The organism is Shewanella mesophila (assembly GCF_019457515.1).
GTDB classification, from domain to species: Bacteria; Pseudomonadota; Gammaproteobacteria; order Enterobacterales; family Shewanellaceae; genus Shewanella; species Shewanella mesophila.
Genome location: NZ_CP080421.1, coordinates 3,483,485 through 3,496,854, shown reverse-complemented (window position 1 = coordinate 3,496,854; position 13,370 = coordinate 3,483,485). Strand labels below are relative to the sequence as shown.

Genomic DNA, 13,370 nt, shown 5'->3' with positions numbered 1-13,370 from the left:
CAAGCAAGCCTAAGTTACTCAGTCTGAACTTAGGTTTTATCGGTGAAAGTTAGCCACAAAAAAGCGCCTATTGAGAGGCGCTTTTTGTTGAGTGAAATAAGATCTACTCGGTTATTTCTTCTTTTTGCTCGCTTTGTATTTCTTGCTGACCTTTTTAGCGTCGCCCGCTTTGACTTTTTTCTTTGATGGTGGGCGCGCTTCTTTATGCTTAGGACGTAACTCTTCGATAATTCGGCGTTTTAAAGGTTGCTCAATATAGCGCTCAATTTTTGCGACGATGCGCATATCATGGGCTTCGGCTAACGAGATAGCAGTTCCTTTGTTTCCCGCTCTAGCGGTACGACCGATACGGTGAACATAGGTGTCGGCGCTACGAGGCATATCGAAGTTAATCACGTGACTAATATCGTCGACGTCAATTCCTCTGGCTGCAACATCTGTCGCTAGCAGCACATTAACTTCGCCTTTGGTGAATCGACCTAAGGCTTGAAAACGTGCTTTTTGTTCCATATCTCCGCGCATAAAGGCGCAGTCAATGCCAACACGCTTTAGTTGGCCTTCGAGGCTAGCAACCACTTCACGGGTTTTTACAAACACGATGGCGCGGGTCACATCTTCACGATTTAAGATACTGCAAAGTAGTGCAAACTTGTGGTCTTTATCGTCGGCTAAATGGATCCATTGGTGAACTTTGGCTTTCTCGCTGCGAGGCGGTTTAGTCTCAATAGTCACAGGGTTTGTAAGCAGCTCTTGTGCAAAACGACTGACACCACCACCTTCCAGCGTCGCCGAGAAGAGCATATTCTGCTTACGGCCTTGGGCTTCGATAGCGATAGCTTGCACGATAGAGGTGAAGCCCATATCAAGCATGCGGTCGGCTTCATCGATAACTAATATCTCGACTTCTTGCGCGTCAAATTGGCCCTTATCCAAGTACTCCATCAAGCGACCCGGGGTTGCAACTAGAATATCGACATTGCCACTCAAGGCTTTTTCTTGCGGCGCATAGGGGACACCACCCGTAATAATGGCGATATCAAGATCTAAGTCGGTGGCAAGGTGCGAGGCATACCGATGCACTTGGCTGGCAAGTTCGCGGGTTGGGGTTAAGATCAACACCCGGGCTTGGCCTGAAAAGCGGCGAGGGAAGTCGATTAAGTGTTGCAGCGCAGGCAACAAAAAGCTTGCAGTTTTCCCTGTTCCTGTAGGTGCACGAGCCAAAATATCTTGTTGCTCAAGCCCAAGTGGGATGGTCTGTTGCTGGATTGTGGTGGGCGTATTATGGCCCATCGCCTTGAGTGACCTTAGTAAGGTCTCGTCAAGATGGAAATCTTCAAATTGCATGCGCAGCGTCTCAATGAATAATAGCGCGGCATTATACACTCAAATTAGGGCAAAGTGCGAGATTCCCAAGGGAGATATAACGGATCCTACCTTTGGCTCAATCGCGGTCACATCTTTAGGTAGAACGCCCGAGTGAGTTCAATCATCTCTTGGGTGTACTCGCCAAAGCGCGTTCTTATGGTTAGCTGGCTAACTTTAACCTGGCTAGGCTGCGCCGGGCGGTGGCTGAGCAAGAGTAAGTGACGCTGTGGTGGTTTTCCCTCCACGCTCGTTACATCGACCTGTTCTACGAGTGTCAGCCCATAATCGTCAAGCAATGATACAAATCGCGATAAACTGGGCTGCGGTAGAATAAGGCTTGCCTTGCCATCTTGGCTAAGGAGTCGTTTTATTGTGCTTAGCAGCATCTTGAAGCTCAAACTGTCGGTATGCCGTGCTTGCGCGCGGCGTTGATCGTTAGATTGTGGGCCATTATCGAAATAGGGCGGATTGCAGATAATATGGTCATACTGCTCGCTAGCTGTCTTCAGCCATTGGGTGACACATTGGGTTGTGAGCGCAATACGATCACGCCATGGGCTCTGGTTGATGTTATACAGACAATCCATTGCAGCGTGAGTATCAATTTCGATAGCGGTGACCTTAGCAGCAGAGCGCTGGGCTGCCATCAAAGAAAGTAATCCACTTCCAGCACCAATATCAAGGATGCTCTCTGCATCGGGCAGAGGAGCCCACGCTCCTAAAAGAACACCGTCTGTACTGACTGGCATGCCGCAATGGCTATCGTCGATATGAAACTGTTTAAAGCTAAAGGGCATGGCGTTAACTGGCTATGTGAGATTGAGGCGTCATTGTACGATATCGCATCTAGAGTAAAAAGGCTGAAGTGGTCAGGGGTACAGCATGATCTACACTCGGAAATGAGCGTTAGATGTGAAAGGTGCAATCTGAGTGTAGGTGGGTTGTTAAATTATTGGTGTTAATTGCTGTTCCTGCCTGTGGTTTGCTTGTTAATTTGAAATGTTTTTGTTAATAGTATGGCCTCGGTTTGGCGCTTGAAGGGCCAAATTGGTAGAGGTAAACCAGTTTGAATGCATTTTTAGCGTTAGTTAATCCTGCTGTAGTTCAAAAATTAGTCATGCGCTGGCTAGATTTACCATCGAATAGTGTAATTCTATCTTTACATATTAATAAGCTTGGGAGCGGTGTTGGTTTTACGCTTGCAAGCTATTGAGATAAATATAAAAGCAGATTAACGAGGCGTTGTGTGCAGAAGAGTAAAATGAGTTTCACCGATACATTAGGTTTAGGCTTTATGACCTTTGCCTTTTTCTTAGGCGCTGGGAACCTTATCTTTCCACCGTTAGCGGGTTTTTTAGCGGGTGAAAATATGTCACTGGCGATGCTTGGATTCTTGCTCACAGCGGTGACATTGCCGCTGATCACCTTGATTGCCGTTGCAAAGGCTAACGGTAAGGTGATGGGATTATTGCCTGCGTTTGCTGCCACACTGTTTGCTATCTCAATCTATATTATTATTGGCCCTGCTTTTGCTGCGCCGCGTGCTGGCTTAGTTGCTTATGAGATGGGTTACAAGCCGTTTATTGCCGATAGTAGTTCGACTTTTGAGCTGGCTGGGATTGTGCTCAATAGCTCACAGTTACTGTATACCATCATCTTTTTTGGGCTTGCCATGGTGTTATCACTTTTTCCAGGTAAGTTACTCGATAGCGTAGGCAAAATCTTAACCCCTATCATGATTTTACTGCTGGTTGGCCTTGCTGTTTCTGTGCTGGTTTTGCCGGGTTCGGATGTGGGCCTCGCCGTCGGTGAATATCAATCTAACCCTCTCACCAAAGGTATTCTAGAGGGCTACAACACCATGGATACCTTGGCGTCATTGATCTTTGGCATGTTGATTATCGATATTTTACGTAAAAAGGGTATCGACTCACCGAAAGAACAGACCAAATATTTGGTGAGGGCTGCCTTAATTGCCGCTGCTGGTTTGGCTTTCGTGTATATCTCACTGTTCTACTTAGGTGCGAGTGCTGGCGATTTGGCTGCCGGGGCCGATAATGGCGGAATCATCCTCACTAACTATGTCAACATGCATTTTGGTGATCTTGGTCAGTTACTCTTAGCCATGGTGGTCACATTGGCCTGTTTGACCACTGTGGTGGGATTGGTGTCTGCATGTGCCGAGTACTTTAACGAGTTGATGCCGACACTTTCATATCGCTTATTAGCGGTCGTGATGAGCTTAGCCTGCGCTGTTGTCGCCAATGTTGGATTAGCTCAGTTGATCAATATCAGTATTCCAGTGCTAGTGACCGTCTACCCTGTTGCGATCGCTCTTGTGGCGGTGACCTATCTGACCGAGTATTTTTCTAGACCCGCTCTTGCTCACCGCGTGGTGCTAAGCGTGGCGCTGCTCTTTGGGCTTATCGATGGCATGAAAGCGGCTGGATTAGATATGAGTGCATTTCAAAATATGCCACTGCATGCTGAGGGAATGGCATGGTTACTGCCAACGGCATTCACTATCTTTATCTGTTTGATGGTTAAAGGCCCTAAGGCTGAAGCGGTTCTTAATTGATATAGTGACTAATCGTCGCGTAAACTAACGGTGTTAATTCCTCTGAGTTAGCACCGTTTTTTTATCTGGAGTCAAAGTGACTGAATCTCAGCGGCCCTACCAAGCCGATCCTTTAATTGAGCCATTTCTCGACGATTTATGGTCACGAAAAGGATTAAGCGACAATACCCTGCAAGCTTATCGCAGCGATCTTTGTCATTTCGATAAGTTTGTGCAGAAACAGCATCGGCAGCTGCTTGATGTTGGTCAGGAATTAATTCGAGATTATCTTAGCGCACGATTTGAACAAGGATTTGCTAAAACCAGCAGTGCTCGGTTGATCAGCAGTCTGCGGGCCTTTTATAAGCACCTTGTGGCTAAAAAGCTTATCGATGTCGATCCTGTAGTCATGATTAAACAGCCTAAGCTTGCTAGGAAATTGCCCGATTCGCTCAGTGAGGCGGATGTCGATAGATTACTTAGCGAACCGAATATTGATGATCCTATTGAATGCCGAGATAGAGCCATGCTGGAGCTACTTTATGCCAGCGGATTACGGGTATCAGAACTTGTCGGCTTAACCATGGATCAGATGAGTCTGCGTCAGGGGCTGGTGCGAATTGTCGGTAAAGGAAGTAAAGAGCGGTTAGTGCCCTTAGGTGAAATGGCGGTTAGTGAAATTGAGCAATATTTAGCCTCGGCGCGGTTCGATTTACTTAAGGGTAAGAGTAGTGATGTTGTGTTCCCATCGAAACGCGGCACTATGATGACCCGACAAACCTTTTGGCATCGGATTAAGCTCTATGCATTGCGAGCGGGCATCGCTGTACATCTATCACCGCATACTTTGCGCCATGCATTTGCGACGCACCTGCTTAACCATGGTGCGGATCTCCGAGTCGTGCAGCTGCTGTTAGGCCATAGTGATCTATCCACGACTCAAATCTATACCCATGTGGCGAAAGCGAGATTAGCACAACTGCATCAACAGCATCATCCAAGAGGTTAAGCGAATAATTTGCTTTAAATGCGTTGAGCATGTAACTTTTCAGCCCTTAGTCGGGTCTAATTAACACGACCATGTTTGGTTTTATTGTTGTAGCCCAAATACTGTACAGGATATCTAATGAACTTTACTCGAGCTCTTACCCTATTATGCGCCATGCTCGTAATGCCATTTGCGATTGCAGCATCGAATAGCGCCGTTGATAGCGCCGTTGATAACGGCGAGCAACTAAAACAAAAATTATCAGATGCCTTAAGCGTTGAGGTACAGAGTCTGACTCAATCTGCGGTGCCTGGCCTCTATGAAGCGGTAACCAACCGTGGTGTGCTTTACATTAGTCAAGATGGTTCTAAGTTGTTTCATGGCAATTTATATGATCTCGATAATGGTATGAAAAACCTTACCGAAGCGGCATTAGCTGGGCCTCGCATGGAGATGATTAAGCCATTTGAAAATAATATGCTGGTCTATAAAGCTAAAGATGAAAAGCATGTTGTTACCGTATTTACCGATATCACCTGTGGTTATTGCCGTAAATTGCATAACCAGATGGCGGAATACAATGACCTTGGTATTACTGTGCGTTATTTAGCCTTTCCTCGCCAAGGCGTTCCATCAAAGAATGCTAACGACATGGAAGCGGTATGGTGTGCAGCCGATCCTCTTAAAGCGATGAACGATGCTAAAGCGGGTAAGTCTGTTAGCTCGGCTAAAAACTGTGATGCAAAAATTGCTCAGCAGTATAATCTTGGCCAAACTCTTGGGGTGAACGGTACGCCAGCGATTATTTTAGAAGACGGCACTATGATCCCTGGCTATCAACCTCCGCAGCAGCTGTTCCAAGCATTAGAGCGCGCGCAATAGTCCTTGTTGAGTCAGTGAGAAGGTGAGCGAAGGCTCACCTTTTTTATTGGCACAAATATCGATTCCCTCCTCTTTGCTCATTCTTAAAGCCAGTTTTGCTGTGTGTTCTGCCGCCGCCTTTGTTATGCTATTGCCATTGTTTTCTTAGGTTGTCTCTGTTGTGATCCATAAGATAGTTCGCCGTCCTAAGGTCGATGATAATCATCTACCAGCCCATCTTTCTCCCATTTTAAAACAGGCCTATGCCAGCCGTGGTTGTAGCGATGCCGATTGCGAGTTAGCGCTGGCTAACCTATTGCGTCCCGACACCATGAAAGGCCTTGATGTTGCCGCTAAGATCATTGCCGATGCGATAGCCAATAACCGCAAGATCTTGATCATGGGCGATTTCGATGCCGATGGCGCGACATCAACCTGTGTCTGCCTGTTAGCGCTGCGAATGATGGGCGCGCAGCAGGTGGATTACCTCATTCCCAACCGCTTTGATTATGGCTATGGCCTGAGTCCTGAGATAGTTACTGTTGCCTATCAAAAAGGGGCGCAGCTGCTGATCACTGTCGATAACGGTATCTCATCGATTGAGGGGGTCGCGGCGGCCAAAGCGCTGGGGATGGATGTGGTTATCACAGATCATCACTTACCGGGTAAAACCATTCCCGATGCCGATGCGATCGTCAACCCTAATCAGGCCGAGTGTCAGTTTGCCAGTAAATCGATCGCAGGGGTTGGGGTTGCTTTCTATCTGATGTCAGCGCTTCGCGCCGAACTGAGGGTGCGAGATTGGTATCATCAGTTAGCTATTGCTGAGCCTAACTTAGCGAGCCTACTCGATATTGTTGCCCTAGGTACCGTGGCCGATGTGGTGTCGCTCGATACCAACAACCGGATTTTGGTCGATGCGGGCTTAAAGCGGGTACGAGCAGGACGTTGCCGCCCAGGGATCACCGCGTTACTCGAAGTCGCTAAGCGCAATACCTCACGCATTGTCGCATCTGATTTCGGCTTTGCCGTTGGCCCACGGCTGAATGCCGCAGGGCGTTTAGATGAGATGGCGCTGGGCGTCGAAACCTTATTGTGTGATGACATCATGCTAGCTCGGCGTATGGCCAGTGAACTCGATAGTCTAAACGCCGAGCGACGTGATCTCGAGACTGATATGCAGCAAGAGGCACTAAAAAGCCTAGAAGCGTTAGCGCTGGATGAATCGGACCTACCTTGGGGAATCGCGCTCTATCAGAGCGATTGGCACCAAGGGGTGATCGGTATTTTAGCTTCACGCATTAAAGACAGATATCACCGCCCCGTTATCGCCTTTGCCGAGGCAAACGAGGGCGAAATTAAAGGCTCAGCGCGCTCGATAAAAGGCTTGCATATGCGCGACCTACTTGAGCTGATCAATGCCAGACATCCGGGAATGATCATCAAATTTGGTGGTCATGCGATGGCGGCGGGATTATCCCTTAGAGCGGGTGAGTTTGGCCGTTTTGCCAAAGCCTATGATGAAGCGGTGCGAGAGCTATTGGCATCAGAGCAGTTAACCGGAGAGATCATTAGCGATGGTGAGCTTTTACCTCATCAGATGACCATGGATCTTGCTCGAGAGTTACGAAGTGCAGGTCCTTGGGGGCAGAACTTCCCTGAGCCAGTATTTGATGGCTATTTTAGGGTGGTGCAGCAGCGCATCGTTGGTGAGCGTCATCTCAAACTGGTGCTGGAGACTGAGTGTGGCCAGACTATGGTCGATGCGATAGCCTTTAATGTCGACCTGAAAACCTGGCCCGACGCCACCATCCAGTTTGCTCAGGTAGCTTATAAGCTGGATATTAATGAATTTAGGGGCAATGAGAGTCTGCAATTTATGGTGGAGCAGATAGAACCAAAGTGATTAGGCTTTGGGCTACGAGCTACGAGCTACGAGCTACGGGTTTCAAGATGCGAGCTTTAGCGTCTGGCTGAGTGAGGATTGATTAAAGGCGTTTGAAGGTCTCACCTTCGCAGTTACTTTATGTCTGTCCAGTGGGTGCTGTGCATGGAAGTACCAATGGCGTGATCACAAGGATGTGAGGGAACGACGAATCATAGAGTTACACTACGGTAGAGGATTGAGAGTTTCAGAATGCCTCCGGTTACGCGTACAAGATATTGATATGGAGCGGGCTACACTGACGATTAGAGATGGAAAAGGGCGAAAAGATAGGCAAACCATCCTCGGCCATAAATGCGCAGAAAAGCTCACTACATATATTGAAAAGGCTACTAAGATCCAACAGCATGACAATCTACAAGGGATAGGTCCATCTCTGCCAAATACATTAGAACGTAAGTCCCCCAATGTGTTTAGGCAACCCGGATGGATGTTTATTTTTCCTTCAAAATCAACCGGCATTAATCCTTATACTGGAACGCTTTGCAGGCACCACTTGCATCAAAGTGTTATTCGTAAAGCGCTCGGGAATGCCGTGCGTAGTATTCAAATAAATAAACGCGTCACCTGTCACACGTTTAGTCATAGCTTTGCAACTCATCTGCTTAAAGCAGGTCGTGATATCAGAAGTGTTCAAGAGTTACTTGGCTACAATGACGTGAGTACAACACAAATCTATACACATGTACTTGGCCAACATTTCGTGGGGACAACAAGTCCTTTAGACACTTACTAAAGCCGGAGTATTCAAGAAACTCTGTAGCATTACTTAAATTTGGTCAACTTACTGCTTGTAGAGTTAGCTTCAGCAGCCCTATAACGCGAAATGGGGCATTATCGATGTAAAGTGGTCGTTCTAAAGCGTTGTTAGACAGTTTCGAATTAGGAATTGCTATCGAAACAGTCTGCTTCGGATAACTTCAAATTGGGAAAAAGGAAGCAGACGACTTTGTTGTTTGAGAGCATTGGCTCATATGCTTCATGGCGACGCTCGCCTGTCAAACAGTGGCGGGCGCTCTTCCTTCCTGTGCCCATCCGAGCAATTTACTTAATAAAGCGACGGGCTTGTTCTACAGCCAAATAAAGTGTCGGCGATGCGACACTTATTCTTATTTGTTAGTTGCTTTTTGACAAAAGACTCAAACGACTTTAGTCGACTTGCTAATCTTGATGTCTTTCAAGCCAGCACGTTTCAGGCACCTTCTATGAGGGATCTGTGTTGAAGATGAAAAGGACTTCACCGTTTCCGGAGTTTCCGGCATAAGAAGTCGGGGCCTTGCTGTCCGTCCTGCTTGAAGGCATCGCATAACTGCCGCCCCCGCCACCGCCATAGCATCGGTAAGCGTCCTTAGAGTACATGCCATCTATGGTTCCACTACCGCCGCCTCCGTAGCCGCCGCCTCCACCGCCCCCACCGCAGCTGGCCGGGTTACCGCCCTCGCCACCTTTCCCGGCATTGACCGCAAGATTAGGGCCACCATTTATCCAGCCCTTTGATCCTTCGGAACCCGAACCGCCCGACGCTCCGCCGAAACCCTGATATCCAGTGTTATAACCGCCACCGCCGCAGGCCACACCTTCAGTACAAGCGGTTCCACCACCGCCCAGACCGCTTACTGAATCATCCAAACCATCAAAAAACGCGGCTGTGCCTACACCGATAGCCGACTTGCCGACCAGGCTTGAATACGCAAAGCCGCCGTCGCCACCACCGCCGCCTTGAATGGAACCGCTGAAGAGAGAGCTGCCCTCGCCGCCACCGCCACCGCCGCCGGCTATCAGAACAATATCGCTGTGCGGCAGGGAGCCGTTCGGCTCAAAGCTCGCCACGATCGTGGCGGCGCCTCCGGCCCCTCCGCTGTCATCGTGACTTCCCGCTTGCCCTAGGTAGTAGTAGAAAATCGCGTTTCCGAAGATATTTCCATAATTGTTGCCTGTGGTTACCACCTGGGCAAAGCCTCCTTTTCCGCCTGATCCCGATCCTCCGCCGAAAGTCGCGTTAGTGCCATTACCTCCTCCGGCGCCGATAGCCTGTATCCATAAAGTTGTATTCTCGTCTACGGCGCTGTTGAGGGGGCTTGCCTGGGTGACAATGTTGGTCCAGAAAACTGCTTGGTTGCAGCTGGTGTTTAGGGTGCATACCACCTGGTTTGAATTGCCGGAGGCAAGAGAACAGGTTGCATCGCAGTCCTCGATAGCGTAAGAAACTGCTCCACCCAGGGCGAAATTTGTCACTGCGGTGTGCGTCTGGCCCACATCGTCCATGACGGTGAGCGTCGCCTGGTAGTTCCCCGAAACGTCTTTGACCCCCTGGGTTGAGGCGGTATCAGCGTAGGGATGGACTTTCAGCGGCCCCCGGTTCGGCCCGCCCTCAATGGTAACCGGCCCATAGACGGTTTCGCCCGTATCCTGGTTTTTTACTGTGTAAGTATGAGAAACCAGTTTTCTCTCACCGCCTGCAACGGAAAAACTGCCATCGAGTTCCATTCGGCCGGGCACGTTAGACGATTCCATTGCCGTAAGTCGCGCAGTCGGAGCGTTTTCATTTCCGTCACAGCCCTGCAGTGCTCCCATGGAGCAGGCGAGCACTATGAAGAGCCCCGCGCCTGCCGGTTTCGATGAATGAGTGAAATTGGTCAACCCTGTGTACAGACGATGGATCCGGCTTAAAAAAGCTGGTGATAAAGACATTCGGTTTCCTCCTTGTTCTTCCCTGTATTTTGTTGCCGGGCGTTGTAAAGATACTGCATCGGCAAGGAAGAATTGAATTGATCATTTCATTTCCACAAATGGCCTTTTTTTGCCAAAAAATGAGTCAATCCAAGTTCCTTTTTGTGCGAGTTACTAAAAAGCCCCAGTGTAAGTCATTAATTTAATTGAAAATAAATGTGCGAAATATAAAGTTTTCCTTGGATTTCATCAAGGATGACCGCATAACCTTGGTGCACAGGCAAATTGAATACCACGAATTCAACGACAATGAAAACAAAATAGCAACATATGTACACCTTCGATCTTTCACGTCACCGTGTTCAGTAGTATTAATAGGACACCCTGAATTAATGGCACAGTAGCAAACCTCCGCTATGCTTTGATTAAGCATTTAACAAGGAGGTATTTATGCCGCGCCCTCGCCGTACCCAAATTAGCCTTGAAGACACACCTTACTACCATTGTTGAAGCCGCGTTGTGCGGCGATGATAAGTTTTCAGGCAAGAATTATGACCATCGCCGTAGTTGGATTGAAACGCTACTGTTTGAACTTGAAACCGTTTTTGCCATTGATGTGGCAGCATTTGCCGTAATGTCGAATCATCTGCACGTGGTGTTGTATATCGATGTGGAAACCGCAAATCGCTGGACAGACCGCGAAGTAGTTGAGCAGTGGCATAAGCTGTTTAACGGCGATGACTTAACGCGAAAGTTCGCAAAAGGTGAGTTAGTTGAACCTCACGAAGTGGTCAGGCTAAGGCATGCGATTGCGATTTACCGAAGTCGGCTGTGTGACCTTAGTTGGTTCATGCGATGTTTAAACGAACCCATTGCTCGGCAAGCAAATCAAGAAGATAACTGTACGGGTCGATTCTGGGAAGGACGCTTTAAATCCCAAGCTTTGTTAGATGAAGCCGCGGTTTTAGCCTGCATGGCCTACGTTGATTTGAACCCCATTCGAGTCAAGATGGCCGCAACCCCTGAGGGCTCAGAGCATACCAGTGTTCAACTACGCATTCAGGCTGCCTTAAAGGGGGAACAGCCCAAAAAGCTACTCCCTTTTATCGGCAATGAACGCGATAATCAACCGAATGGTATAGCTTTCTCGTTAACAGACTATCTTGAACTGGTAGATGATACTGGACGTAATATTCGTGACGATAAACGTGGCGCCATCAATGAAAACAGTGTTAACGTACTGACAAGATTGAATATCCCCCATGAAAATTGGGTTAAGCTCATTAGCGAATTTGGTCAATTTTTTCATGGCCCGGTGGGCACATTACAAGCACTCACCCATTACTGTGAACACTTAGAGAAGCGACGACGGCACTTTGCAACGAGCTGTCAGCATTTCAAAATAGACTGATATTAACGCTTTATTGCAAACAAAACCTGTTGTTCTTTTCGTGCAATAGGTTGGTTTAGTGCTGCTGAAATACGCCATTTCAAGTCAGCAGGCTTAATGTCGTCATACATCAATATTCCGGCAATATCGTATCGACCTAGAGATGAGCAAATCACATCACGGTGAGTGAACATGAACAGAAAGCTTATTATGTTTTTGTTTTATAATGGGTGGCTAGTTTTCACTTTTGCTAGTTTTCACTCTGTTTTCACTTTTATTGTTCAGCATTTTTAAGTGCCTGAAAGCCATAGGGTTCATAGAAATGTTTTGCACCGTCTTTGGCATCAACGATAACAACTGGGAATGCAACAATAGAGGCTTAGTGAATTTGCCAACCTTGATTCGAAGTTCAAGATACTTGTGTTGACTTATTTTGCCGCTAACTCATGCGTTAAGGCTATGAGTTAGCGGTTTGTGACCTGACTTTACTTAGCGGTGTGATAGCTAATGTGCTGATGGAATCGCACGATTAAGCTTTCACGAGATTTATCTAATGCTAGATCTGAGGTCAGCAGCTTGAGTGCATCTTCGACCTGATTCAGAAAACGACCTAAACCCGCATCTTTACAGTCTTTTGGCTCGGCGACGATAATAAAATTCACCATTTCGACTAAGCGTTTCCCATCCCAATGACTCACAAATTGCTGCGCTTCTTGATTGGGATCGAAACCCAGCATCTGTACTTCATCGGTGCTTTCAACCAGATCATATTTACTGTTGCGTACCAGCGGTGTTAAGCCATTGGCAACCATAGCTATTTGCTTCAATTGCTTGGTCGATGCCGCTTGGACAAATGTCTCCTCTAGTTTTTGGTACAGCGGTGTGTAGTCTTCGCTATGCGTTGGTAATATCTCTTGTTTAAGTTTGCGGCTTAGGGGCAGTTTTACCGTGACATAGCAAATGGAGCCATGATCGTCAGGCAGGGGGCAGTTTCTTGCTTTATATCTTAGGTCGATAGGGCGCAGCTTATAGCCGTAGGTTTCTTTGTTACCTTTGGCTTTTGCAAAAAGATCGTAAGAGAGATGTTGATGATCACGGATCTTTATTTTGAGATCGGCTTCAGGCAGTTGTGGCGCTAACTTTCCGAGAAAAGAGCGCACTTTAATGTGAAAATTAGCCGAGTTACTGCGAATTTCATCACCCGTGGCTAAGAACACAATTCTGATCTTACGTGCGCGGTAACCTTCCTGACTATGAAGGGTTTGCGCTTCATGGTATTGAGGATTATAGAAAAACACTATCTGCTCTGCAGTTGGGAAGCAATACGCCTCGGTATGGAAGCGGACGACGGGTAACTTATCATTGGTGATCACATGAATATTGCGAATATCTTCTTCAATGGCGAGGTTGAAAATAGTGCGACTCAGTGTTTGGTAACATGTGTTGTAGTCAGGGTAATGGCTTAGTAACTCATCGGTTACCTTGATCTCCGCAGTGATATATTGATTACTTCTCACGTCCTTTGGAATGTACACTTTTTGCTTGTGGCTAAGGGACATAGATACTCCTTGTAGTAATTTGACTATATGTCGCC

Annotated in this window: 9 protein-coding genes and 3 pseudogenes; 6 read left to right on the top strand and 6 right to left on the bottom strand. The window is 47.5% G+C overall.

Going from position 1 to position 13,370, the window contains the following annotated elements; genetic code table 11:
- Positions 1-111: 111 nt before the first annotated feature.
- Together srmB and K0I73_RS15495 are read right to left on the bottom strand one after the other, a co-directional pair.
- Positions 112-1,344 (bottom strand): ATP-dependent RNA helicase SrmB, encoded by a 1,233-nt coding sequence (gene srmB, locus K0I73_RS15500; RefSeq protein WP_220061952.1) that lies wholly within the window; start codon positions 1,342-1,344, stop codon positions 112-114.
- A 107-nt stretch (positions 1,345-1,451) separates the two neighbouring features.
- Positions 1,452-2,162 carry a tRNA1(Val) (adenine(37)-N6)-methyltransferase gene (locus K0I73_RS15495; protein WP_220061951.1) on the bottom strand — a complete coding sequence of 237 codons (711 nt, stop codon included), beginning with the start codon at positions 2,160-2,162 and terminating at the stop codon, positions 1,452-1,454.
- 464 nt (positions 2,163-2,626) lie between these two features.
- On the opposite strand from K0I73_RS15495, the gene brnQ reads away from it, so the two are divergent.
- From brnQ to K0I73_RS15470, 5 genes and pseudogenes are all read left to right on the top strand, one after another.
- Positions 2,627-3,943 (top strand): branched-chain amino acid transport system II carrier protein, encoded by a 1,317-nt coding sequence (brnQ, locus tag K0I73_RS15490; RefSeq protein ID WP_220064415.1) that lies wholly within the window; start codon positions 2,627-2,629, stop codon positions 3,941-3,943.
- A 76-nt stretch (positions 3,944-4,019) separates the two neighbouring features.
- Positions 4,020-4,931, top strand: coding sequence for a site-specific tyrosine recombinase XerD (gene xerD / locus K0I73_RS15485; RefSeq protein ID WP_220061950.1), 912 nt, complete (start codon positions 4,020-4,022; stop codon positions 4,929-4,931).
- Between the two features lie 117 nt (positions 4,932-5,048).
- Positions 5,049-5,792: a bifunctional protein-disulfide isomerase/oxidoreductase DsbC gene (dsbC, locus tag K0I73_RS15480; protein WP_220061949.1), complete on the top strand. Its 744-nt coding sequence runs from the start codon at positions 5,049-5,051 to the stop codon at positions 5,790-5,792.
- A 160-nt stretch (positions 5,793-5,952) separates the two neighbouring features.
- Positions 5,953-7,677 carry a single-stranded-DNA-specific exonuclease RecJ gene (gene recJ, locus K0I73_RS15475; RefSeq protein WP_220061948.1) on the top strand — a complete coding sequence of 575 codons (1,725 nt, stop codon included), beginning with the start codon at positions 5,953-5,955 and terminating at the stop codon, positions 7,675-7,677.
- A gap of 172 nt (positions 7,678-7,849) precedes the next feature.
- Positions 7,850-8,452 (top strand): annotated as a pseudogene (locus tag K0I73_RS15470) (tyrosine-type recombinase/integrase); the annotation flags it as partial.
- Positions 8,453-8,919: 467 nt separating this feature from the next.
- Here the strand turns inward: K0I73_RS15470 and K0I73_RS15465 are convergent.
- The gene (locus K0I73_RS15465; protein WP_220064468.1) at positions 8,920-10,407 is read right to left on the bottom strand and encodes a hypothetical protein; all 1,488 of its coding nucleotides are present in this window, start codon (positions 10,405-10,407) and stop codon (positions 8,920-8,922) included.
- Positions 10,408-10,836: 429 nt separating this feature from the next.
- Here K0I73_RS15465 and K0I73_RS15460 point away from each other — a divergent pair.
- A pseudogene (locus tag K0I73_RS15460) lies at positions 10,837-11,797 on the top strand (transposase).
- 2 nt (positions 11,798-11,799) lie between these two features.
- Here K0I73_RS15460 and K0I73_RS15455 read toward each other — a convergent pair.
- The 3 genes and pseudogenes from K0I73_RS15455 to K0I73_RS15445 form a co-directional block, all read right to left on the bottom strand.
- Positions 11,800-11,970, bottom strand: a complete 171-nt coding sequence (locus tag K0I73_RS15455) for a hypothetical protein (protein ID WP_220061947.1) — start codon at positions 11,968-11,970, stop codon at positions 11,800-11,802.
- An 80-nt stretch (positions 11,971-12,050) separates the two neighbouring features.
- Positions 12,051-12,146, bottom strand: a pseudogene (locus K0I73_RS15450) (GNAT family N-acetyltransferase); the annotation flags it as partial.
- A 115-nt stretch (positions 12,147-12,261) separates the two neighbouring features.
- The gene (locus tag K0I73_RS15445) at positions 12,262-13,335 is read right to left on the bottom strand and encodes a DUF3083 family protein (protein ID WP_220061946.1); all 1,074 of its coding nucleotides are present in this window, start codon (positions 13,333-13,335) and stop codon (positions 12,262-12,264) included.
- Positions 13,336-13,370: the final 35 nt, after the last annotated feature.